This is a genomic window from Ruegeria atlantica, assembly GCF_013032005.1.
In the GTDB taxonomy this organism is placed as follows: domain Bacteria; phylum Pseudomonadota; class Alphaproteobacteria; order Rhodobacterales; family Rhodobacteraceae; genus Ruegeria; species Ruegeria atlantica_A.
Map to the genome: position 1 here is coordinate 246,924 of NZ_WQBE01000001.1, position 22,949 is coordinate 269,872.

The 22,949-nt window shown below is 57.9% G+C and carries 18 protein-coding genes; 5 read left to right on the plus strand and 13 right to left on the minus strand.

Annotation, left to right across the window (positions count from 1 at the left end):
* Positions 1–44: 44 nt before the first annotated feature.
* From GOX21_RS01230 to rocF, 3 genes are read right to left on the minus strand one after another with little or no spacing between them, the layout of a single operon-like run.
* Positions 45–1,085: an ornithine cyclodeaminase gene (locus tag GOX21_RS01230; RefSeq protein ID WP_170374934.1), complete on the minus strand. Its 1,041-nt coding sequence runs from the start codon at positions 1,083–1,085 to the stop codon at positions 45–47.
* Between the two features lie 9 nt (positions 1,086–1,094).
* Complete coding sequence (gene ctlX, locus GOX21_RS01235) at positions 1,095–2,015, minus strand: citrulline utilization hydrolase CtlX (protein WP_170374936.1); 921 nt, start codon at positions 2,013–2,015, stop codon at positions 1,095–1,097.
* Entirely contained in the window at positions 2,015–2,935 is a 921-nt protein-coding gene (gene rocF, locus GOX21_RS01240; protein WP_170374938.1) for an arginase, read from the minus strand. The genes ctlX and rocF overlap by 1 nt, the downstream gene beginning before the upstream one ends.
* 86 nt (positions 2,936–3,021) lie before the next feature.
* On the opposite strand from rocF, the gene GOX21_RS01245 reads away from it, so the two are divergent.
* Both GOX21_RS01245 and mprF read left to right on the plus strand, forming a co-directional pair.
* Positions 3,022–3,450 (plus strand): Lrp/AsnC family transcriptional regulator, encoded by a 429-nt coding sequence (locus GOX21_RS01245; protein ID WP_058280995.1) that lies wholly within the window; start codon positions 3,022–3,024, stop codon positions 3,448–3,450.
* A gap of 102 nt (positions 3,451–3,552) precedes the next feature.
* Positions 3,553–6,162 carry a bifunctional lysylphosphatidylglycerol flippase/synthetase MprF gene (mprF, locus tag GOX21_RS01250; protein ID WP_170374940.1) on the plus strand — a complete coding sequence of 870 codons (2,610 nt, stop codon included), beginning with the start codon at positions 3,553–3,555 and terminating at the stop codon, positions 6,160–6,162.
* Positions 6,163–6,165: 3 nt separating this feature from the next.
* Here the strand turns inward: mprF and GOX21_RS01255 are convergent, their stop codons facing one another.
* The 6 genes from GOX21_RS01255 to GOX21_RS01275 form a co-directional block, all read right to left on the minus strand.
* Complete coding sequence (locus GOX21_RS01255) at positions 6,166–7,728, minus strand: efflux transporter outer membrane subunit (protein ID WP_170374941.1); 1,563 nt, start codon at positions 7,726–7,728, stop codon at positions 6,166–6,168.
* An 11-nt stretch (positions 7,729–7,739) separates the two neighbouring features.
* A complete protein-coding gene (locus tag GOX21_RS01260) occupies positions 7,740–8,885 on the minus strand; it encodes an HlyD family secretion protein (RefSeq protein WP_170374944.1) in 1,146 nt (381 codons plus the stop codon).
* Positions 8,886–8,906: 21 nt separating this feature from the next.
* Positions 8,907–9,269 carry a DUF3302 domain-containing protein gene (locus tag GOX21_RS01265; protein ID WP_170348435.1) on the minus strand — a complete coding sequence of 121 codons (363 nt, stop codon included), beginning with the start codon at positions 9,267–9,269 and terminating at the stop codon, positions 8,907–8,909.
* 34 nt (positions 9,270–9,303) lie between these two features.
* Positions 9,304–9,870: a disulfide bond formation protein B gene (locus GOX21_RS01270; protein ID WP_170348436.1), complete on the minus strand. Its 567-nt coding sequence runs from the start codon at positions 9,868–9,870 to the stop codon at positions 9,304–9,306.
* A 10-nt stretch (positions 9,871–9,880) separates the two neighbouring features.
* A complete protein-coding gene (locus GOX21_RS21475) occupies positions 9,881–10,036 on the minus strand; it encodes a DUF5993 family protein (protein ID WP_170331252.1) in 156 nt (51 codons plus the stop codon).
* A gap of 114 nt (positions 10,037–10,150) precedes the next feature.
* Complete coding sequence (locus GOX21_RS01275; RefSeq protein ID WP_170374946.1) at positions 10,151–10,912, minus strand: DeoR/GlpR family DNA-binding transcription regulator; 762 nt, start codon at positions 10,910–10,912, stop codon at positions 10,151–10,153.
* A gap of 188 nt (positions 10,913–11,100) precedes the next feature.
* On the opposite strand from GOX21_RS01275, the gene glpD reads away from it, so the two are divergent.
* Positions 11,101–12,687 (plus strand): glycerol-3-phosphate dehydrogenase, encoded by a 1,587-nt coding sequence (gene glpD, locus GOX21_RS01280; protein ID WP_170374948.1) that lies wholly within the window; start codon positions 11,101–11,103, stop codon positions 12,685–12,687.
* A 35-nt stretch (positions 12,688–12,722) separates the two neighbouring features.
* Here glpD and GOX21_RS01285 read toward each other — a convergent pair whose 3' ends face one another.
* From GOX21_RS01285 to metG, 3 genes are all read right to left on the minus strand, one after another.
* The gene (locus GOX21_RS01285) at positions 12,723–15,860 is read right to left on the minus strand and encodes an efflux RND transporter permease subunit (RefSeq protein WP_170374950.1); all 3,138 of its coding nucleotides are present in this window, start codon (positions 15,858–15,860) and stop codon (positions 12,723–12,725) included.
* Between the two features lie 3 nt (positions 15,861–15,863).
* A complete protein-coding gene (locus GOX21_RS01290) occupies positions 15,864–16,952 on the minus strand; it encodes an efflux RND transporter periplasmic adaptor subunit (protein WP_413247481.1) in 1,089 nt (362 codons plus the stop codon).
* 344 nt (positions 16,953–17,296) lie between these two features.
* Positions 17,297–19,015, minus strand: coding sequence for a methionine--tRNA ligase (gene metG / locus GOX21_RS01295; protein ID WP_170374952.1), 1,719 nt, complete (start codon positions 19,013–19,015; stop codon positions 17,297–17,299).
* Positions 19,016–19,269: 254 nt separating this feature from the next.
* Here metG and GOX21_RS01300 point away from each other — a divergent pair, with 254 nt between their 5' ends.
* A complete protein-coding gene (locus tag GOX21_RS01300) occupies positions 19,270–19,986 on the plus strand; it encodes an OB-fold-containig protein (RefSeq protein WP_170374953.1) in 717 nt (238 codons plus the stop codon).
* A gap of 33 nt (positions 19,987–20,019) precedes the next feature.
* Entirely contained in the window at positions 20,020–21,693 is a 1,674-nt protein-coding gene (locus GOX21_RS01305; protein ID WP_170374955.1) for a flotillin family protein, read from the plus strand.
* A 30-nt stretch (positions 21,694–21,723) separates the two neighbouring features.
* Here the strand turns inward: GOX21_RS01305 and GOX21_RS01310 are convergent, their stop codons facing one another.
* Entirely contained in the window at positions 21,724–22,944 is a 1,221-nt protein-coding gene (locus GOX21_RS01310; RefSeq protein WP_170348444.1) for an MFS transporter, read from the minus strand.
* Positions 22,945–22,949: the final 5 nt, after the last annotated feature.

Consider the following 22,949-nt stretch of genomic DNA (forward strand, 5'->3'; position numbering starts at 1 on the left):
CCCGGTGATGAACCGGGGGCGAGGTAATGCCATTTGCGGGTTCTTTAGCTTGCCCGCATCAGCATTCCAAATAGATCGCGCGGATCGTCAGGATCGGCCAACATGTCCAAAGGTTCAAAGAAATCAGTGTCCTCGATAGCGGACTTGATGTAGCGGAGGGCCGAGAAATCCTCGATCGCAAAGCCGACGCTGTCGAACAGAGTAATTTGACGATCATCGCTGCGCCCTTTGGCCTGGCCTGTCATGACCTGCCACATTTCTGTCACCGGATGGGTGTCGTCCAGTGCCTGAATCTCGCCTTCGATACGGGTCTGCTCGGGGTATTCCACGAAGATTTCCGACCGCAACAGGATATCACGATGCAATTCGGTTTTGCCGGGACAGTCTCCGCCGATGGCGTTGATATGAACGCCGGGGCCGACCATGTTGTCAGTCAGGATCGTGGCGTATTTCTTGTCGGCGGTGCAGGTCGTGATGATGTGTGCGCCTTCGATGGCCTCTTCGGCGGTTTTGCAGGGCACTACTGTCAGACCTTTGCCTTGAAGGTTCGCGGCACATTTCTTGGTGGCATTCGGATCGGTGTCATACAAACGAACCGTATCAATCCCGCACATGGCCTTGAAAGCCAGGCACTGGAACTCTGATTGCGCGCCGTTGCCGATCATGGCCATAACCGACGAAGATTTTGGCGCCAGATAGCTGCCCACAAGGGCCGAGGTCGCCGCCGTACGCAGTGCCGTCAGCATCGTCATCTCGGTCAGCAGGGTGGGGTAACCGGTGTAGACATCAGCCAGCAGGCCAAAAGCGGTCACGGTCTGCAACCCTTCGGAGGTGTTCTTGGGGTGACCGTTCACGTATTTGAATCCGTAGGCCTCACCATCCGATGTGGGCATCAATTCGATCACGCCATGCGGCGAGTGGGCCGGGATGCGTGGGGTTTTGTCGAAGCTCTCCCAACGCTTGAAATCGGCTTCGATCTGGGCCGCGATTTGGGTGATCATCTTCTCAAGCCCGACGTGATGCACCAGACGCATCATGTTGTCGACGGATACAAAGGGCACAAGCGCCTTTTCAGATGGTTGCATTGGGGTCTCCTATCGACGGGACAGGTGGATGCCTGCAATCATGCAGCGCACGGATCCACCGGCAGTTTCAATTGTGGGAACCGACAGCGGCAGCGGCGTTGCGCTGGCTTCGATTTTTGCGAGTTGATCCGGGGTCAGGGCGGCAAGCGCGCGGCTCGACAGCGCCAAAACCAGGCCATCCCGACCGCTAAGTTCGATGGCGTTGCCCGCAAATTCGGCGATCTGTTCGTGGGTCAGGTCAATGACCGTGCGACCGGATTCTTCCAACCGGGCTTTTACGGTCGCGCGCCGTTCCGGATCGGTGATCATGTCCAGACAGATCAGCGCGTACTCGCTGCCGATGCCCATCAGAACATTGGTGTGATAGACATCTCGCCCTTCGGCATCATGTGCTTCGAACACAATAGGCTCATAATTGAAATGGGTGCAGAAACGCTCCAACAAAACGGGATCGGCACGGTTGGATTTGACTGTGTAAGCGACGCGGCCGACGTGGTCCAGAACCATTGCTCCGGTGCCTTCCAGCGCCAGTTTGTCCTGCTCAAGCCCGGAATAGTCAATCACGTCCTGAACACGGTATTCCTGTTTCAGCATCTCAATGACGTCCGCGCGGCGTTCCCGCCTGCGCGACGGTACAAACATCGGATAGATCGCCACATGCCCGCCGGGATGGGTCGAGAACCAGTTGTTCGGAAATACGCTGTCGGGTGTGTCGAGGTCCCCGTGATCGTCGAAGACATGAACCTTTACACCTGCATCGCGCAGCAATGCGACCGCCTGGTCATGTTCATCGCGCGCCTGAGCAGATGTGGCTTCGGCCGAGCGGTTGGCCAATGTCTGAAACGCATTGTCGTCGCGCGTCTCAGGGTTAGAAGCAAACGCATGGGGCCGGATCATCACGACGGCAGGGGGAGCTTGCAGAGAGTGCATCAGAAGCTCCGTGTTGGGCGGTCAAAAATGCGGCGGCCCAACAATGAGGCGGCCAGATCGACCATCAGTTTTGCGGTACGGCCGCGTTCGTCCAGAAACGGGTTCAGCTCGACCAGGTCCAAAGAGCAGACATGGCCGCTCTCGTGCAGCAGCTCCATCACCAGATGCGCCTCGCGTTCGGTCGCGCCGCCGGGGACGGTGGTGCCGACGGCAGGGGCGATCGAGGGATCAAGAAAGTCGACATCCAGCGAGACATGCAGGATGCCATTCTCCGCCCGGACCCGATCAAGAAACGCGTTCAATGGGGCTTTGATTCCGTGTTCGTCAATGCTGCGCATATCGGCCAGCATGGCGTGATCTTCCTCAAGCCGTGCGCGCTCGGCAGGATCGACCGAGCGCAAGCCAATCATGCCCACGCGATCTGTTGGAACCGGGGCGGGTACGGTTGGGAAATTATCAAAACCCGCCTGGCCGGTGAAATAGGCGACAGGAGTACCGTGCAGGTTGCCGCTGCCAGTGCTGTCGGGGGTGTGAAAGTCGCTATGGGCATCCAGCCAAAGCACGAACAGAGGGCGTCCGATCTGCTGGGCATGGGCGGCCATCCCTGCAACGGTTCCCATCGACAGCGCGTGGTCGCCGCCCATAAAGATCGGCAGACCCTTGGGGGCAGTTTCCTGCGCCGCACGGCTTAGCGCGTTGGTCCAGCCGATAACCTCGGGCAGGGCGAACAGATGTGTGTCCTCAGCCACATCCGTGCTGTCCGGCTGGACATCGCCAATGTCTGAAACCTGATGACCCAGATTGGCCAAAGCCTGATCCAGACCGGCCACTCGATAGGCGTCAGGCCCCATTCGGCAGCCCTGACGACGCTTGCCAGCGTCCATCGGGGCGCCGACCAATATAACGTGTTTGTTGTCCATATGTTTGTTTAGTTCCGCAGGGTGGGTTGCGAAAAGAGAGCAAAATGTTCAAAATGAAACCTCAATAAGCGAAATGAGAAATGACTATGGACGATTTGGACAGTAGGTTGCTGAATGCGCTGCACCGGGACGCGCGGGCCTCGCTGTCTGAACTGGCCGAGACGCTGGGCGTAACCCGCACCACGGTGCGCAGCCGCCTGCAGCGTCTGAAACAATCGGGTGAGATTGTGGGCTTTACCGTCCTGACCCGTTTGGATGTGGCGGAAAGCCCGGTGCGGGGCCTTATGATGCTTGAGATCGAAGGCCGCGGGACCGAACGCACGATGGCCAGAATCGCCGCCCTGCGCCAAGTGCGCGCCGTGCATACGACCAACGGCAGTTGGGATCTGATTGCCGAGATCGGCACCGAAACTTTGGCGGAACTGGACGAGGTCTTGTTTCAGATCCGGCGGATGGAGGGGATAACGCGGTCCGAGACCAATCTGTTGCTGTCAACGCGTAAAGGGCGGGTCTGATCCCTTGTAGTGCTTTGACGTTCAAGGAAATTGTGCCAAGGTTGCCCTGCGTCGCCGATCCGCGCACAGGATCGTTGCAGTGCCTCAGAGCAGGGGGGAACCATGACCACGCAGGAGACTGACAAAGAGCTTTGGGCCGTTCGTCTGGCCGAGCGGGTCACCGGGTTCCTTGAAAAGCCCGCGGTCAGAATTGCGGTTCCGATCCTGGTGACGTTGATTGCGCTGGTCGTACTGCACGAACTGTCCCAGCACGTGAAATGGGCCGATGTTCAGGTGGATGTGGCAAATACATCCTGGAAACTGATGTTCATCGCGCTGTGCTGGACCTGTTTCAGCTTTTTGTCCTTGTCCATGTACGACGTGCTGGCCGTGCAAAGCGTGGCGGACGGAGAGGTTCCCCTGACCGTAGCTGGCATGGCCGGAGCCAGTGGCTATGCCGTATCGAACTGCCTTGGCTTTTCCTACATTACCGGAACGGCGATCCGCTATCGTATCTACGCCTCGCTTGGGTTGGACCTAAGCCGGGTTGCCGGGGTCATCGCGACCTCTTGGATCGCGTTCTGGTCCGGGCTGGTGCTGTTGCTGGGCATACTGCTTACCCTGCATCCCGATGGTATTTCAAATGTTCTGCCGATCAGCGACACGACTGAGACCATAATCGGTCTGTGCCTGTTGGCCGCGTTGGTGGCCTTGTTCCTCTGGCTCGCGCGGGGCGGGCGCAAGTTGGCCTATGGCGGATTTGGGTTCAACTTGCCTGGCGGCAAACTGGCAGGCTTGCTAACGCTGGCCGCGATCGGGGACCTGTTTGGCGCTTCGATGGTGCTTTATACCCTGATGCCCGATGACCTTGGGGTCGGCTACCCCTATTTCTTCACGATCTTTATTGGGGCTATTGCCGTTGGGATCGTAAGTCACGCGCCGGGCGGCATTGGCGCGTTCGAGGCGACATTGATCGCAGGTTTGGGTGCCTCTGGCCGGTCTGACGTAATCGCGGCCTTGCTGCTGTATCGTCTGGTCTACACATTTCTGCCTTTTGTCATTGCCAGCGTGTCGATTGCTGTGGCCTCGGCGCTGACGCATCGCCACCATATTAGTGGCGCGGCCACGTGGGTCTATCGCGCGATCCGGCCGATTGTGCCGATGGTTGCCGCAGGCGTGACGGCGGTTGCCGGGATCATCCTGTTGGTGTCCGGGGCCTTACCGTCCAGCAGTCAAAGCCTTGGTGTTTTGCGAGATTTTCTGCCTTTGTCCTTCGTCGAAGCCTCACATCTGGCAGGCAGTGCAATAGGTGTTCTTCTGATCCTGATTTCGCGCGGTTTGTTCCGCAAACTTTATCGTGCCTGGATCGTGGCGATGTTGCTGATGGTGGCCGGTTTCGTTGCCTCGTTGACCAAGGGGTTGGATACGCACGAGGCGATCGGCATGCTGGCCTCAATCGCGGTACTGGCCACATTCCGGGGTGCGTTTTACCGGGTCAGCGGCGCGTCGATTTTTCGGCTGAACATCCCGTGGCTGGTCAGCGTAGTGGCCCTGTTGGCGGTCATTTTCTGGATCGGGCTGTTTGCCTATTCGCATGTCGAATACCAGAACGCCCTGTGGTGGGATTTCGCGTGGAGCGGCGACGCCTCACGGTTCCTGCGTTCCAGCCTGGTGGTAGCGGTCATACTTGGTGTGGTGGCTGTGAACTCACTATTCGGGCGGGAAATCCCTGAACCGGTACGCACAGAAATACCGCCCGCCGTCGAACGGTTGGCATTGGAAAGCGAAGATACCGAAGCGCAGATTTCACTGACCGGTGACAAGCAGTTTCTGATCGCGCCCGATGAATCCGCGTTTCTTGCTTATGCCGACACCGGCAACGCTCTAATCACCAAGGGAGAGCCGGTTGGCGATGAAAAAGCCGGTCAACAACTGATCTGGCAGCTGCGCGAAATGGCGGATCGCGAGGGCAAGCTCTGTGCGTTTTACAGCGTTTCTACCAAATATCTGCCAACCTTTCTGGATCTGGGTCTGTCCATCTTGAAAATCGGTGAGGTCGCGCGGGTGCCGCTGCAAGATTTCTCGCTGGATGGCAAATCCCGCAAACGGTTCCGTCAGGCCAAAAACCGGGCCGAGCGTGAAGGGTATGTGTTCGAGATCATCCCGAAGGAAGAACTGACCCCGGTCCTGCCGGAGCTACGCAAAATTTCTGACGACTGGCTCGAGCATAAAGCGGGTGAGGAAAAGGGTTTTGCCCTTGGCGGGTTCGACGATGACTACCTGTCCTATTTCGATTTTGCCGTGCTGCGAAATGGGGACACAGGCAAGATTGTGGCTTTTGCCAATCTGTTCCAAGGCGGCCATAAATCTGAACTGTCGCTGGATTTGATGCGTTACGAACCTGACGGCTCGAACTTCATTATGGACGCGCTGTTTGCCGAGATGATGTCGTGGGGAGCAGAGCAGGGGTTCCACTGGTTCTCGCTGGGCGCGGCGCCGTTTTCGGGGATCGAGAACCGGCAACTGGCTTCGTTCTGGAACCGTGTCGGCGGGTTTGTCTATGAGCATGGCGAACAGTTTTATCACTTTGAAGGATTGCGATCCTTCAAGCAGAAGTTCGACCCGGAATGGAGCCCGAATTATCTGGCCAGCCCGGGCGGTTTTGCAGCGCCGCGCATCCTGTATGAAGTGAACATCCTGATTTCCGGCGGGCTGCGCGGATTGACCAAATAGCGATTAGTTGAGGCTTGCCCGCGTTGGGTCTTGTTGCAGCAGGTCGCCCCAATCGGTGCGGTATGCCATCTCGGCCAGCACGGTTTCAGGTAGGAATTCCTGATTTTGGCGAATCTGCCAGCCGCCGCCCAGCCCCTTGTACACGGCAACCAGATTGCTTGAGACCTGTTGCCGCGCCTCGATCAGATTGGCCTGCGACCGCAGCAACGCGGTCTGAGTGTTCAGGATGCGGGAATAATCGGCAATACCGTCGCGATATTGATCCACCGCAATCTGGGCGGCCTTGCGCGACGCTGTGACGCTGTTTTCGTAAAAGCCCACCTGCTTGCGCGATTGGGCGTAGGCGACCATCGCGCTTTCCACCTCGGAATAGGCGGTTAGAACAGTGTTTTGGTAGTTGGCGATCAGTGCTTGATAAGCCGCGTCTTGCGCACGGACGTTGTTCTTGATCCGGCCGTAGTTCAGCACGTTCCAGACCACACCTGCATTGGCCAGACTGGTTGAGCTGGCTGCGGAAAACAAATCCCGCCCGCCCGAGGCTTGCAGGCCGATGGACCCTGACAGAATGAATTGCGGGTACAGATCAGCTATCGCAATGCCGACCTCGGCCGATTGCGTTGCCGCCGCCAACTCGGCCGCGCGGACATCGGGACGGCGACGCAGCAGCTCGGCCGGAACACCCACGGCAACATTCGACCGGGCTGAAGGGATGCGCCCCGAATTACCCAGCAGACTGGTCATTCGCGAGGGCGTTGCCCCCAGCAACACAGCCAGCGCATTTTTGGCTTGCTGCAAGTCGCTTTCAATCTCTGGGACCAGCGCCTTGGTGTTGTTTAGCAGGGCAGTGGATTCCTGCACGTCCAGCTCGGTCGTCACACCGTTGTCAAAGCGCAATTGCGTCAGATCAGCAGACGCCTGTTGCAGCTGAATGTTCTCACGCGCGACCGCCAGAGATTCCTGCAAAGCGCGGATATTTACGTACAGGGCGGCGACGTCGCCGGTCAGCGTCACCAGGGCGTCGTCGTAATTCGCCACCTGCAGCGCCAGATTGGACCGCGCCGCCTGAACGCCGCGCCTTTGCTGACCCCAGACGTCCAGCTCCCATTGCGCATCGAACCCGACCTGAGATGTCGAAAACTCGGTATCCAAGGGGATGATCCGATTTACATCCGAAATCGGCCCAAGATTGTCACTGATTTGGCGCCGCTCGATTGATCCGCCGATGGCTTGCGATTGCGGATACAGCTCGCCGAACGCAATCCCCAACTGCGCGCGAGCCTGCAGGACACGGGCACCTGCCACCTGTAGATCAAGGTTCTGGGCATAAGCCTCTGCAACCAGTTTGTTCAGGGTGGGGTCGTTGAACGTCTCCCACCATTTGACCACCGGCGCGCTGCGCGAGGTTAGGCCGCTGGGTCCGGCGCTGGGGCTGTTCACCTCGATCCATTCTTTCACGACCGGAGAGTTCGGGCGCACGAAATCCGGGCCAACTGGCGTGCAGCCGACCAGCAGGGCCGCGCATAGGGCGGTGCCGATCAATCTGCGGTGAAGTCTGGCCCGGGTCATGTCATGTGTCCTCAGATATCCAGTGGTCGGATGAAGTTGGCGAAAGAATACAGGCGGATATTGATGCGGCGCAGGAATTCAAAGCTTTTGCCCTGACCGGTGTAGATGGCGACCGCCGCGTGGCCGCCGGCGGGAAATGTGTGACCGTCTGGGATGTCGACCGAGATCTGCACCGCGATGCGACCCGGTAGTTTTGGAAACTCAAAGCCGGGCAGGCGGCCTGAGGGCAGGTACTGACCTTGACGCGTAGCCCACCAGATTGCTTCGACCTTGCCCGTTAGAATCTCGCCGGGATAAAGGTCCAGCGCGACCTCCACTTCCTGACCGGGCTCGACAAATTTCAGGTTCTGCTGACGATAGGTGGCTAGAATGTAAGGATTGTCCTTGGTCACGAAACTGGCAATTGCACCCAGGCGGATATCGCCAACAACCAGACCGGGACGCGCCTGTTGCGAGACGATCATACCGTCTTCGGGTGCATAGATCGTCGTGTTTTCAAGGAAATACTGGGCTTTATCTAGCTGTGCCTGCGCCTGAAGGATACCGGTATTGACCCCGTCAATCTGGGAATCCAGCGCCAGTTGAGCCTTTTCGAGATTGGCCTCGGCCTCTTTGACCTGTGCCTGATCCTCGGTGACCTGCTCATCCCAGCGATCCAGTTCGTCCTGCCTTGCGCCACCAGCAGGCACGAGATTCTCGTACCGCGCCTGTTGGGTCAGGGCGTAAGCTAGCTGCGCATTTGCGCGCTCGATGGCCTCGGACGCCGCGATCACGTCCTGTTCCAAGATTTTGGCATTCTGCTCGGCTGCCACCAGCTGCGCGGTCGCCTCTTCAACTTCCAAAGCGAATACCGTGTCGTCAAAGCGATAGAGGGGATCGCCCTTTTTCACTTCGGTATTCGGCTCGACCAGCACCTCGGTCAGGATCGTCGGCTCAGTCAGTCGCGGCACGATTTGGATGGTCGAACGTACTACGTGGCTGTCGAGCGAAAACGGTTGAAAAAAGCGCAGTGCGACAAGGAAAATCAGCAGCAGATGCGCGCCGACCCAGAATGAAACGACACCCCAGGTGATGTTGAACTTCAGTAACTTCGCTTTGAAGAAAATGAACCAGACGAAAATGATGTAGAACAGCGTAATGCCGAGGGCGACAAACATATTCTGTGACTTCCTTTGGCCTTAGCTTTTCTGCGTCTCGTCAGGGTCTAGCGGATCGCTGTATTCTTCGTTCACCGTTCCGCCCAACCGCTTGATTTCCTTGCGGATCGCATCTTTTTCGTCATCAGGTGTGCGCCGAATGTCGACTGTGACGCCATCGTGGAAGGCCCACATAAAGGCATGCACCCACGGCACAACAGCCAGAAAACCCATCCACCCCATGATCTTGACGGCTTCGGCATGGGGGTGATTGCGTTTGATCGCGATCCGCCCCGGTAACCCCATGATGAACAGGATCAGCGCCATCACAGCCGCAAGAAGCAGGATCAATGCCACGAAAGTCAGGTAGTCATAGTAGCCAAGTGGCTGCCCCAATAGTCCCATGCTCGTGCCTCCTTTTGGGCAGGTTGTCCTATCCTCAGCCGTCGGTGCCCAGTTCGTCAATCAATTTGTAGCTGGTGGGTGGGTCTGCGCAGATTCCAGGCCCGCATTCCACCAGTGTCGAGACCGCATTCAGCGCCGCCAGCCCCAGCATGATAAAGAACGCGCTTTTGGCCAGTACGCTGCCACCAAAACGCGGCTGTTGGGTGTTTTCGGCGTACTGCCGGTCAAACAGCAGCATACAGGCCGTACCCAGCAAGATCAGGAAAAAGCAGATCGCGGACCAAGTATAATAGTGCAACCCCAGAACCGGTGACCCATAGTGACCTGTGCCCGGTACGATATGCAGCAGAATCTGGCGTACGGCGACGCTGCCGCCGAACAGTGCCGCAAGCAGCATGATCGCATAGTGCTGCGGCCGCGCTCCGTACAGCAGGTTCAGGCCTAGACCAACGCCCACGGCCACCAGTCCAACCCTTTGCAACAGGCACAGAGGGCAGGGGAGTTCATCGAGTTTTAACTGGTAGAAATAGGCCAGCACCAACACCAGGCTGACAGCCAGCATACCAAGAGCGTTGAGATTGCGTGAAAGTTCCGGTGTCATCGCGGCCCCCTTACAATTGGATCGTCAGTTGGCTGGTGGCATGGAACTTCAGCCAATACACACTCAACGCCAGCGTGAAAAAGAAAAGCACGTTAGCCGCTGTTGTCCGATTAAAGTAATTCAGTCCCATCGTGGCTGTAAGTAACGCAAACAAAAGCGCTATCATGGCTCGGTTCTCCCCTCCCGTGCGACGATTGCAATATGGGGGAGTGTGTCAGGTGAATTTGGTTCTGGCAAGAAGTCGCGAAGGAAATTCCCGTTTAATGCGAATTGCTTGGGGTCAGGCGCACAGCTTTAATTGTGTTCGCCATTCGGAACATTTCTTGGTTAGAGAATTGGGAGGGGCTTTGTCGGTATAGAACACATCGACATCGGACAATGAGGCAATTCGGGCGGGGGCTGAACGTTGGAATTTAGAGTGATCGGCCACCACGCAGGTTCGGCGGGCTTGGGCAATGATGGTCTGACTGACCCGGACTTCTTGAAAGTCAAAATCCATCAGATCACCTTCGGCATCCAACGCCGAACATCCGATGATGGCATAGTCGAACTTGAACTGTTCGATGGTAGCAATCGTCAGGTTGCCGACCAGTCCCCCATCCGAACGGCGCAGCACACCGCCCGCCACAACAATTTGACAGTTTGGGTTGTCGACCAGAATATTGGCGACGTTCATGTTATTGGTCACCACCATCAAGTCTTTGTGGTTCAGTAATTGCCGGGCAACAGCCTCGGTCGAGGTGCCGATGTTCAAGAACACAGATGCGCCATCGGGAATGTCCTGCGCGCAGAGTTGCGCGATGCGCGTCTTGGCGTCTGCGTTAAGCGCCCGGCGATCCTCATACCCGATATTTGACACCCCCGAACGAAGGACAGCACCACCGTGCACGCGGTCCAGTTTGCCCATGTCAGCAAGTTCCGAAAGATCGCGTCGGATGGTCTGAACCGTCACATCAAACCGCAGCGCCAGGTCTTCGACCATCACGCGGCCATCTTGTTTAGCGATGTTCAGAATGTCTGACTGGCGAAAGGAAAGGGACACGGTTGGCTCCAATTATGATGTGTTCGTTTTTGTTCTGTTTTCGTTGAATTGCAATAATGTGCTAGGCGAATGCGCAAAAAAGCGAATATTGTGTGGCAAAACGAACAAAAACGAAAACAAACATTGACGAAGCGCGGGCCTGTACGGTTAATGAGCGCGCGTTTTCGGAAAACGGGAATCATCCAGATATGGAACAGTCACACGACCAGATCTCAGACCTTTTTATCATTGGCGGCGGCATCAATGGATGCGGCATCGCACGCGACGCGGCGGGGCGCGGGCTGTCGGTGACTCTGGCCGAGATGAACGATCTGGCCTCGGCAACCTCGTCGGCGTCGACCAAGCTGTTTCACGGCGGATTGCGGTACCTGGAGTTCTTTGAATTCCGCCTTGTCCGCGAGGCCCTGATCGAACGTGAAACCTTGCTGCAGGCGATGCCGCATATCAGCTGGCCGATGCGATTTGTGCTGCCGTACCACGCAGACATGCGGTTCGATTCCGAAACGCCGACCTCGCGCCTGTTAAGCACCGTGATGCCTTGGATGAAGGGTCGTCGTCCGGCCTGGCTGATCCGGTTGGGGTTGTTCATGTACGACCACCTGGGTGGGCGTAAAAATCTACCGGGCACGGCGTCTCTGAACCTGAAAACAGCACCCGAAGGGCGACCGCTGCAGGACAAGTTTGAGACCGCCTATGAGTATTCCGATTGCTGGGTCGAGGATTCGCGCCTTGTCGTTCTCAACGCCCGCGATGCCGCGGCACGCGGTGCTAATATTATGGTTCGCACCGAGGTTCTGGCGGCGAAGCGCGTAGACGACCTATGGGAGGTGACGGTTCGGGACCGCGACAGTGACGAGACACGCGTGATCAAGGCTAGAATGCTGATCAACGCTGGTGGTCCATGGGTTGGGGATATCATTCAATCGAAAATCCACGTGAATTCGCGCGAGGGCGTCCGGTTGGTGCGGGGCAGTCATATCGTGACCCGCAGGCTGTTTGACCACGACAAGTGTTACTTTTTTCAGGGCGAGGATGGGCGCATCATTTTCGCCATCCCGTACGAGCGTGATTTCACCTTGATCGGCACGACAGATCAGGATCATCCGAATCCATCTGAATCTCCGGTGTGTACCGAGGCGGAACAGGAATATCTGTGCGCGTTTGCGACCAAATATTTCAAGACGCCAGTGACGCGAGATGAAATCGTCTGGACATACTCAGGTGTCCGCCCGCTGTACGATGACGGTGCCAGTAGCGCCACCGCCGCGACTCGGGACTATACGTTGAAAGTGGACGCGCAAGGCGGGGCACCGGTGCTGAATGTCTTCGGCGGCAAGATCACAACCTACCGACGTCTGGCCGAGAGTGCGTTGGAGAAAGCAGCCGAGCATTTCCCGGACTTACCCGGTCCCTGGACGGCTGGTGTGGCTTTGCCTGGCGGAGATTTCCCTGTCGAAGGGGTGCAAAATCTGGTGGCTGGGTTGGAAGCTGACTTTGCCTTTTTGGAGCGCGCCTGGGCCGAGCGTCTTGTGAGCGCCTACGGCACCGAGGCCAGGATCATTCTAGGGGATGCGAAATCCGCCCAAGACTTGGGAGAGGACTTCGGTGCCACACTGACTGCGCGCGAGTTGGAATGGCTGATGGATAAAGAATATGCCCGCACGGCCGAGGATGTCGTCTGGCGTCGAAACAAGCTGGGCTTGCGTCTGAGCGTTGAGCAGATCGCCCGGATACAGGATTGGATGGACCATCGCAGCGCTCAGGCTGCTGCCTAAGAAAAAGCCCCGCCGATTTGGCGGGGCATTTATTATTACGCTGTTTCTTCCGAGGGACCGGGGTCGTTCTTGGTGCCCTTGATCCATTCCCTGAGACTCTGCATCAGGGCATAGAGAACCGGCACCAGAATGACACCAACCAGCGTGGCTGCAAGCATCCCGCCAAAGACGGCAACACCGATCGCTTTCTGGCTGGCCGCACCCGCGCCACTCGCTGCTAGCAGCGGTACAACGCCTAGCAGGAAGGACAGGGCGGTCATCATCACCGCGCGAAAACGCTGATAGGCTGCCTCGGCGGCGGCATCCCGGATCGAAAGGCCATTTGCCCGTTGCTCCATCGCGAACTCAACGATCAGAATGCCGTTTTTCGATGCCAACCCCACAAGCATGATCATCCCGATTTGCGTATAAAGGTTGATATCACTGCCAACGATGGCCACGGCGGCCACCGCCCCGAACAGTGCCACAATCACCGACAGCAGGATCGATACCGGCATCGACCAGCTTTCGTACTGACCGACCAGAAACAGATAGCCGAACAGGATTGCCAGCCCCAGGATCACAATCACCAGACTGCCCGAGGCCAACTGCTGCTGCGCCGTACCAGTCCATTCGAACGCGTATCCCGGGGGCAGGGCGGTCGCAGATTCCTCGGTCATCACGTTGATAGCATCGCCAGTGGACAAGCCCGGCGCTGGTACAGCTGTAACGGTCGCCGACCGGAACAGGTTGTGCCGCTTAAGCAGCACTGGTCCCAGCACGTTTTCCACGTCGATCAGCGTGCCCAGTGGCACCATCTCACCTTGTTCCGAGCGGACATAGAGGTTCGAGATATCTTCGACATTGTCGCGATAGCTGCCATCGGCCTGGATCATCACGCGATACACCCGTCCGAACAGGTTGAAGTCGTTGACGTAGTACGACCCCAACTGCGCCTGCATGGTCTGGAACACTTCGGCCACGGACACCTGCAGTGTTTTGGCTTTTTCGCGGTCCAGATCGACGAACAACTGCGGCACGTTTGCGCGGAAGGTCGTATAGGACTGCCCGATTTCGGGCCGCTGGTTCGCCGCGTATACGAACGACCCCACGGCTGAGGCCAGATCCTGCGGTGTTCCGCCCCCGGTTTGTTGCACCTCCATCTCGACACCGGCCGAATTGCCAAGGCCCTGAATAGGCGGCGGGTTAAAGGCCACGATCGATGCGGCGGATTCCCCATACGCAATCGCCAGAACCTTTTGCAGAATAGCATCCGCACTCAGGTCATCGTCCTGACGATCATCCCAGTTTTCGAGGTTCACAAAGATCGCCGCGCCATTTGTGGTGGTGCCATTCAGGATCGAAAATCCGTTGATCAGAACGGTACTTGAAACGCCGGGGATCTGCTGAATTTGATCATCCACACGGGCCGAGACGACCTCGGTCCGTTCCAGCGTTGCCGCGTCTGGCAACTGAATGTCGACAAACAGGTAACCGTTATCCTCAAGCGGCAGGAAGCCGCTGGATGTGTTGGACATGATGGTCCCGGTGCCCATCGCCAGCGCAACGATAACGCCCAGACCGACGACCGGCAGGATCAACAGTTTGCGCACGATGGCGACATAGCCGCTGCGGATTGTGCCGATGAAGCGTTCAAACACGGCCAGCAACCCCTTGGGTGGCCCCGATCGCGCCTTCAGAACAAGGCCGCACAAGGCTGGCGACAGGGTCAGCGCGTTGATCGAGGAAATCACAACGGCGGTTGAGATGGTTACCGCGAACTGTGAATACAGCCGCCCCGAGATACCGGGCATGAAAGTCACCGGTACGAACACGGCCAGCAGAACCAGCGTGGTAGCAATAACCGGGCCGGTGATCTGTCCCATGGCCTTTCTGGTTGCTTCGGCCGGGGGCAAGCCTTCGTCCGCGATGATCCGTTCGACGTTTTCAACCACAACAATCGCGTCATCCACCACGATGCCGATGGCCAGAACCAACGCAAACAGCGAGATCGTGTTCAGTGACATTCCGAACAGCAGCAAAAACGCGAACGTACCGATCAGAGAGACCGGGATCGCAACAGCCGGGATGATCGTCGCCCGCCAACTGCCCAGAAAGACAAACACAACCGAGATTACCAACGTGAACGTCAAGATCAGGGTCGTCACCACGTCGTTCAGTGATTGCTCGACAAAGTCGGTGGTGTTGAATGGAACGTCATATTCCACATCGTTAGGGAAGCTGCGAGACAGCCGCTGCAATTCGGCCTCGACACGTTCAGAAACCGCCAGCGCGTTTGCGCCAGGGGCCTGATATATACCAATGACGGTGGCCGGAACGCTATCGAAATAGCCGGACGCCGCATAGTATTCTGCACCCAGTTCCACCCGTGCGATATCTTTGACCCGCACGATAGATCCTGCATCGCCGGTGCGGATGACAATTTCGCCGAATTCCTCGGCCGAGGTCAGGCGGCCCTTTGTCTTGATCGTGTACTGAAATGTCTGCCCCTCGGGCACTGGTGGGGCACCGATCGAACCTGCCGATACTTCGACGTTCTGCTCGCGGATGGCGTTGATCACGTCGCCCGGAGTAATGGACAATGCGGCCATTTGATCCGGGTCCATCCAGATCCGCATGGCGTATTCCAGATTGGTCAGAACGTCCGCCTTACCAACGCCCTGAACGCGCGCCAGTGCGTCTTTCAGGTTGATCGAGGCATAATTCGACAGAAACACGCTGTCATACGTTCCCTCGGGCGAGGTCAGCGTCACCAGCAGCAGCATGTTGGTGGATGCCTTCTGCGTCACCACGCCCGAAGATGTCACTTCGGCCGGTAGCGAGGACATCGCTTGTGCCACGCGGTTTTGCACGTTCACCGAGGCGATATCGGGATCGGTGCCGACCTCGAAGGTGACATTCAATGAATACGAGCCGTTATCGGCCGAGGTGGACGTCATGTAGATCATGTCATCCACACCGTTCACCTGCGCCTCGATGGGCGCGGCAACGGTGTTTTCAACGGTCTCGGCGTTGGCACCGGTATAGGTGGTCGTTACGCTGACCACCGGTGGCGTGATGTCGGGGAACTGGGCCACTGGCAGAACCAGATAGCCGATGGCGCCCATGATGGTCAGGACAAGCGAAATAACAAGCGCCAGCTTGGGCCGGCTGATGAACAGGGCTGAGAACATCTGTTACTCTCCCGGCTGCTCAGATGCCACGACGGCATCGACGGCAACCCCGGGACGAACCCTTTGCAGGCCCTCGACAATGACGCTTTCGCCTTCGCGCAGGCCGTCCTTGACGATCACCGCCGTGCCTTCGTTGTCGCCGGTGGTGATATAACGCTGTTCGACCATTTGCTGGTCATTGACGACCAGAACGAATTCACCCCTTTGATCACGTTGCAGTGCGGCCTGTGGCACCAGAACCTCAAGCGTAGGTTGCAGGGCCTCGATCCGCACGTTCAGAAATGCACCGTCCACGATCAACCGGTCGGCGTTCGAGAATTCGGCACGCATCGTAATGGCACCGGTCAGAGGGTCGATCCGGTTGTCGACAAACACGATTTTGCCCGTTTCGTCTAGTTCTGAGCCGTTTGGCAGATCTATATGAACATTCGGGCTTTTGTCGCTTTCGCTTAGGGATGCGGGGTTCTCACCCACGGTTTCAAGAACCGAGGTAAACTGCTTTTCATTCAGTGAAAAATTCACATAGATCGGTGCCTCGCTGACGATATTGACCAGCGGCGGGTTGTTCGGACCGACCACGTCACCGACGCTGATTGCAACCCGACCAATGCGCCCGTCAAACGGGGCGTGGATTTTGGTGTAGCTTAGATCAAGTTCGGCCTGCTGGATCGCGGCTTTGGCAGCTTTGACTTGTGCTTCGGCCACCAGTTCATTTGCGCGTGCGATATCGCGTTCGGATTCAGGGGTGGCGTCTCGTTCGTACAGCTCTTGTTTACGGGCCAGCTCGACCTTGGCGAGTTCCAGATTGGCCTCGGCCTTGTCGAGGTCGGCGTTGCGTGCTTCTACCGTCGCTTCATAAAGGTCGGGCTCAATGGTGAACAGCAAATCGCCCTGTTTCACCAGCGCGCCATCTTCAACGTTCTGGCTTTCCAGAAACCCGCTGACGCGCGCCACGATGTCGGCCTTGTTCAGGGCCTCGGCGCGGCCGATAAAGCTGGCCTCTTCGGTGATTTCCTCAGTATACGCAGCCGCGATCGAAACTTTGGGCGGCGGGGCGTCGCTTTGGTCTTGTGCTGTGGCTGTGTGTGCCATGCCCAGACAAACCAAGACAGCAAAGGCCTGGACCGGTCCGCTGTGACGGATATTCAAGTTCTTCAATGCAAGGGACATGGCAGGCGCCTCGTTCATTTTAAGGATTTTGCGCCCGGGCAGGTTGGTCGCCCCGGCGAGTCGACTGAATTCAGGTCAGGATGACCTTTTTAGGATTATATCTCAAGCTTCTTGAATACGACGAACGGGCGGAGACTTGCGGGAATTTTCTCGTCAAAAGGCCGACTTAGGCCGATTTGCCTGTGGTCGCATTGCTGGCTTCAGTTGAGACAACGGAAAACGGGGACCGTTTGGCCCCCGTTTCCAAATTCAGATGTTGCATCGGATCATTCGCGCGCGCCGGCGAACCGGTTTTCCCAATCTTCGCGCTGTTCGTCAGTGATTTTGGCGAACAGCACGTCTGGTACCGTAAAGGCATGCCCAGCGGGCAGTGCGTTCAGCGCAGCCGCGACATCGTCGGGCCAGCTGGTGTCCAGAGTATTCATCGCGCTCAGCATCCGGGCCGACGTTTCGGGGATGAAGGGGGCGCTGAGAACGGCATACAGGCGGATCAGGTTCAAGCCCAGACGTACCTGAGCTGCGGCCTGTTCCGGATCTTCTTTGAAGGTTGACCAAGGGGCAGCGGCCTGTAGATATTCGTTGCCCGCGACCCAAATCGCCCGCAATTCCTGCGCGGATTTGCGAACCTCCATCGCCTCCATATGTCCTTCAAAGGCCCGAACGCGTTTTGTGAGATCGTCAATCAGGGTCTTTTCACGTTCACCAAAACTACCGCCCTCGGGCACGGCCTCAGAGAATTTAGACCGGCAGAATTTGGTGATCCGGCTGACAAAGTTGCCCAGAACATCCGCAAGGTCTTTGTTCACAGATTGCTGGAATTTCTCCCACGTGAACTCGCTGTCGCTGCTTTCGGGCGCATGGCTCAGCAGCCACCAGCGCCAGTAATCAGCGGGCAGAATCTCTAGCGCCTGATCCATGAAGACGCCGCGGCCCTGAGAGGTCGAGAACTGGCCGCCGTCATAGTTCAGGTAGTTGAACGATTTCAGGTGGTCGACCATCTTCCACGGCTCACCCGAACCCAGAATGGTGGCCGGGAAGGACAGCGTATGAAAGGGCACGTTGTCCTTGCCCATGAACTGCACATAGCGCACGTCATCCGCGCCCTTGTCGGTGCGCCACCAGCGCTGCCAATCGGCGTCGGCTTTGCCGTTTGCGTCGGCCCATTCCTTGGCGCAGGCGATGTATTCGATGGGCGCGTCGAACCAGACATAGAAGACTTTACCTTCCATCCCCGGCCAATCCTGATCACCTTTCTTGACCGGTACGCCCCAATCCAGATCACGGGTGATGCCGCGATCTTGCAGACCGTCGCCATCGTGCAACCACTTCTTTGCGATGGAGGTCGTCAGGATCGGCCAGTCGGTCTTGCTGTCAATCCAGGCGTCCAGCTGATCTTTCATGGCCGACTGACGCAGATACAGGTGCTTGGTTTCGCGCACCTCCAAATCGGTGGAACCGCTGATCGCACTGCGCGGCTCAATCAGGTCGGTCGGGTCCAGCTGCTTGGTGCAGTTTTCACACTGGTCGCCGCGCGCGCGCTCATAGCCGCAATTGGGGCAGGTGCCCTCGATATAACGGTCGGGCAGAAAGCGGCCATCGGCATTGGAATAAACCTGCTTTTCCGTGACTTCGCGGATCAGTCCGGCGTCATCCAGCTTACCTGCAAAATGCTGGGTCAGCTTCTTGTTTTGATCGCTGGAAGAACGGCCAAAGTGATCGAAGCTCAGACCAAAGCGGTTGGCGATGTCGGCCTGAACGCCGTACATCTCGGCGCAGTATTCAGCCACAGGCTTGCCAGCCTTGGCAGCCGCCAGTTCAGCCGGGGTGCCGTGTTCGTCGGTGGCACACAGGAACATGACCTCATTCCCCCGGCCACGCTGAAAGCGTGCGTACAGATCAGCAGGCAATTGCGAGCCGATCAGATTGCCGAGGTGCTTGATCCCGTTGATGTAAGGGATCGCCGAGGTGATGAGAATCCGAGCCATTTTGCGTTTCCACGTATCTATCTGCGCGCCCGTCTACCTTATGTAACCGGCCAGCAAAAGCCCGGCTTTTGCTCAGGGGCGATTTAAAACAACAACAACCCCGAAAATCCATCTAGCAGAGAAATACGATTGCATCCGGCTCGTGGTCCACAATACCCCTAGGTTGAATAACGGAATCACAGCCACTTGAATCTGTGTTATCGCTACCTATCTAATGTATACAAAAGTATACACAAAATGAGGGCAGTCTACTGATGTTCGACTTTCTGCTTGAGGGTGCGTTTGTGCCCTTTACACTGGCGCTTGCGCTTCTGTTCGGTCTTCTTGGGCTGGAACTGATCGCATTGGTTCTGGGCGGAAGTCTTATGGCAGGCGAGGCCGAGGTTGACCTGGATGTGGTTGACGGTCCCGATCTGGACATTGGTGATTTTGACCTGGATGTCGACGCGGATGTTGATCTGGGCGAATTCGAACTGGCCGAGGTTGAGGCGGACGCATCGGGCGCAGCCCCTTCGAGTCCTTTGGCGTGGCTTGGAATCGGCAAGGTGCCATTCATGATATGGCTGGCGGTTCTGCTGGCTGGATTCGGCCTGTCGGGAATTGGCCTGCAATTGGCGCTGCGCGATTTGCTGGGCTTTGACCTGCCAAGCTGGATGGCGGCACTTCCGGCCGGTGCCTTTGCCCTGTGGTTTGCGCGCGGCTTTGGTGGTGTCTTTGCCCGCCTGTTGCCGAAAACCGAGACCGAGGCGATGTCGGAACGCATGCTTGCACGCCGTCGTGGCGTGATCACGCAAGGAACGGCCTCGCGCGGGCGTCCGGCTGAGGTCCGCGTCACCGACCGTTTTGGAAACTCTCACTACCTTCGCGCGGAACCGTTGCAGGACAAGGATGCGCTGAAACAAGGCACCGAAGTGCTGGTTTTGCGTGACCGACGGCGTGACCGGTTCGTTCTGGTCGGCTTGTCAGACTAACAAAATTTCAAACCCCAACCTGGAGGATTTAGCATGGAACTACCATTCCTGGCCGTCACAGTTGTGACCTTATTAGCAGTCGTTTTGTTCATCGGCCTTGTGCTTGGCCGTCTGTATCGCCGCGCGACCCGAGAGGTCAGTCTGGTGAAAACCGGGGCAGGTGGCAAGAAAGTCATCATGGATGGCGGCGTCATCATCGTACCGCTGCTGCACGAGGTCAGCCCGGTCAACATGAAGACCTTGCGCCTTGAAGTGCAGCGCAGCGGCGAGGCTGCTCTGATCACCAAGGACCGGATGCGTGTGGACGTTGGCGTGGAATTCTACGTCTCGGTCATGGCCACCGAAGAAGGTATTTCGCGCGCGGCTCAAACACTTGGTGGTCGCACTTTTGACGTCGAGCAACTGCGCGAGATGATCGAAGGTAAGCTGATCGACGGTCTGCGTGCTGTGGCCGCTCAAATGACCATGGACGGGCTGCACGAAAACCGCGCCGACTTTGTGCAAGAGGTGCAGAATGCGGTGTCTGAGGACTTGTTGAAAAACGGTCTGTCTCTGGAATCCGTCTCGCTGACCGCGCTGGACCAGACGCCGTTTGAGGCCTTGGACGAGAACAACGCGTTTAACGCGGTAGGTATGCGCAAACTGGCCGAGGTTATCGCCGTGTCCAAGAAAGAACGCGCGCAGATCGACGCTGAAGCTGAGGTTGAGGTTCGCCGTGCCGCGATGGAAGCGGAACGTCAAAAGCTGCTGATCGAGCAGGATGAAGCGCAGGCGCGGATCGAGCAGACGCAGAAGGTGGAAACCTTGCGCGTGGCACAAGAGGCTGAAATTGCGGCGCGAACCGAAGATTCGGTGCGTGAAACCGAACGCGCCCGGATCGCCCGTGAGGAAGCCATTCGTGCCGCCGAGATCGAGCGTGAGCGCAATATCCGTGATGCCGAAATCGCGAAAGAGCGGGAACTGGAAGTGGCTGAGCAAGAACGCCAGATCATCATCGCGCAGAAATCCGAAGAGGAAAGCCGCGCGCGTGCCTCTGCTGACTTGGCTCGTGCTGAAGCGACTAAGGCGACCGAAGCCGTGGCAACTGCTCGCGAAGTGGCCGAGGCCGAGCGTCAGAAGCAGATCGTACTGATCGAAGCCACGCGTGAAGCCGAACGTCAGGCCACCGCTATCCGATTGGCCGCACAGGCGGAGAAAGAGGCCGCCGCCGACCGCGCCGAAGCCCGCCGCGAAGAAGCGCAGGCCGAAGCGGACGCGCTGAATATCCGCGCCGAGGCCAAGAAGAACGACATGCTGGCCGAAGCGGAAGGTAAGCGCGCGATTGTTGAGGCAGACAATGCCCTGTCGCCCGAACAGATCCGCATGAAGGTTGATCTGACCCGGATCGAAACCATGCCGTCGATCATCTCGGAAATGGTGAAGCCGGCTGAAAAGATCGACTCGATCAAGATCCATCAGGTCGGCGGCATCGGCGCTGCCAATGGAGGCGGGGCTGCAAATGGCGACAAGCCGGTGGTCAATCAGGCGCTGGATTCGATCATGGGTATGGCGGTGCAGATGCCCGCGCTCAAGAAGCTGGGTGAAGAACTTGGTTTGTCGATGGAGCAAGGCGTCGGTGGCGTGGTGAACGGCGCGCTGGAGCAGACGGTTGAACCCGCCAAAGTGGCCGAGGTGGTGGAAGACGAAACACCGCCGACGCGGCAATAACGGAATAAGGGGCCGGGATTTCCCGGCCCTTTAATCTTCGCGCGACTTTTTCAACAGCCGTCCGATGGTAAACGAAGTGCGTGGGGCGTAGACATAATTGGTCCGCTCGTCCGGTGTTGGGCGGGACCGCATCCGGGCCAGGCCAAACACGATCAAAACCAGATGCCCGGCTGCCACGAAAGCAAACAGGGCACTTGGACCGAATTGCTGGATCAGGGTGGACGAAATGTAGGGCGACGCAATAGCCCCCAGCGCGTACCAGAACATCAACGCGGCTGATAATTCGACCCGTTCCTCGGTGGTAGCAAAGTCATTTGCGTGCGCCGATGACACCGAGAAGATCGGGAAAGTTGTCAGGCCAAAAATGGCAGCGGCCAGCATGACGCCCAAGGTGCCGGTTCCGCTGGCGGCCATTGTTACGCCACAGCTAAGCACGGCAGCGCCAGACAACCAGATCAGTACCCAGCGCCGGTCGAATTTGTCGGCCAACCATCCCAGCGGATATTGCGCCAGCGCCCCACCCAGAACAAATGAGGCCAGGAAGAACGCGATCTGATCCACGCCTAGTCCGACCTCTTGCCCATAAACCGGACCGACCATTCGGAACGAAGCTGAGCTGAGCGCCGCAACAATCACACCTGCCACAGCAAGGGGCGAACTGCGCCAGGCCAGTTTGGGCCGCAAGCGGGGGGCGTTAGGTGTGATCGGCTGACTGGCGCGGGTCAGGGTCAGCGGCAGCAGGGCGGCACAGCACAAGATCGCCAACAGGTTATAAGACACGTATGAGGCGGGCGGCAGCACGGCGATGATCAACTGTGCCCCCAGTGACGCCCCCATATCCACGAACCGATAGGTCCCCATCGCCCGGCCACGGGTTTCGTTGGTGACCTTGGCGTTCAGCCAGGCCTCGATCACGGTATAGCAGCCCGCCACACAGGTGCCCGAAGCGATCCGCAATGCGGCCCATAGATAGGGGTTGTCGGTCAGGGTATGCCCGATCAACCCCATTGCGCCCAAAGCCGTGCAGACCGCGAAGGCGCGAGAGTGGCCGACATTCCCCATCAGTCTCGGGGCCCACCAGCAACCAATGAAAAAGCCTAGGAAATGGGACGAGCCCAGCAGACCGATCTGCTCGGTCGTGAATTCCAGTGTAATGCCCGAGATGGCGTCCAGCGGCCCGACGCCACCTGTGGAAAGTTGCAGCAGAATGACTGAAAGAAAGAGGGCGGCAAAAGAAATGATCGTACGCATGATGG

Bases quoted from the DNA above. Each gene is read 5' to 3' on its own strand.
- GOX21_RS01230 (WP_170374934.1), bottom strand. From the start codon at position 1,085: ATGCAACCATCTGAAAAGGCGCTTGTGCCCTTTGTATCCGTCGACAAC.
- ctlX (WP_170374936.1), bottom strand. From the start codon at position 2,015: ATGCACTCTCTGCAAGCTCCCCCTGCCGTCGTGATGATCCGGCCCCAT.
- rocF (WP_170374938.1), bottom strand. From the start codon at position 2,935: ATGGACAACAAACACGTTATATTGGTCGGCGCCCCGATGGACGCTGGC.
- GOX21_RS01245 (WP_058280995.1), top strand. From the start codon at position 3,022: ATGGACGATTTGGACAGTAGGTTGCTGAATGCGCTGCACCGGGACGCG.
- mprF (WP_170374940.1), top strand. From the start codon at position 3,553: ATGACCACGCAGGAGACTGACAAAGAGCTTTGGGCCGTTCGTCTGGCC.
- GOX21_RS01255 (WP_170374941.1), bottom strand. From the start codon at position 7,728: ATGACCCGGGCCAGACTTCACCGCAGATTGATCGGCACCGCCCTATGC.
- GOX21_RS01260 (WP_170374944.1), bottom strand. From the start codon at position 8,885: ATGTTTGTCGCCCTCGGCATTACGCTGTTCTACATCATTTTCGTCTGG.
- GOX21_RS01265 (WP_170348435.1), bottom strand. From the start codon at position 9,269: ATGGGACTATTGGGGCAGCCACTTGGCTACTATGACTACCTGACTTTC.
- GOX21_RS01270 (WP_170348436.1), bottom strand. From the start codon at position 9,870: ATGACACCGGAACTTTCACGCAATCTCAACGCTCTTGGTATGCTGGCT.
- GOX21_RS21475 (WP_170331252.1), bottom strand. From the start codon at position 10,036: ATGATAGCGCTTTTGTTTGCGTTACTTACAGCCACGATGGGACTGAAT.
- glpD (WP_170374948.1), top strand. From the start codon at position 11,101: ATGGAACAGTCACACGACCAGATCTCAGACCTTTTTATCATTGGCGGC.
- GOX21_RS01285 (WP_170374950.1), bottom strand. From the start codon at position 15,860: ATGTTCTCAGCCCTGTTCATCAGCCGGCCCAAGCTGGCGCTTGTTATT.
- GOX21_RS01290 (WP_413247481.1), bottom strand. From the start codon at position 16,952: ATGGCACACACAGCCACAGCACAAGACCAAAGCGACGCCCCGCCGCCC.
- metG (WP_170374952.1), bottom strand. From the start codon at position 19,015: ATGGCTCGGATTCTCATCACCTCGGCGATCCCTTACATCAACGGGATC.
- GOX21_RS01300 (WP_170374953.1), top strand. From the start codon at position 19,270: ATGTTCGACTTTCTGCTTGAGGGTGCGTTTGTGCCCTTTACACTGGCG.
- GOX21_RS01305 (WP_170374955.1), top strand. From the start codon at position 20,020: ATGGAACTACCATTCCTGGCCGTCACAGTTGTGACCTTATTAGCAGTC.
- GOX21_RS01310 (WP_170348444.1), bottom strand. From the start codon at position 22,944: ATGCGTACGATCATTTCTTTTGCCGCCCTCTTTCTTTCAGTCATTCTG.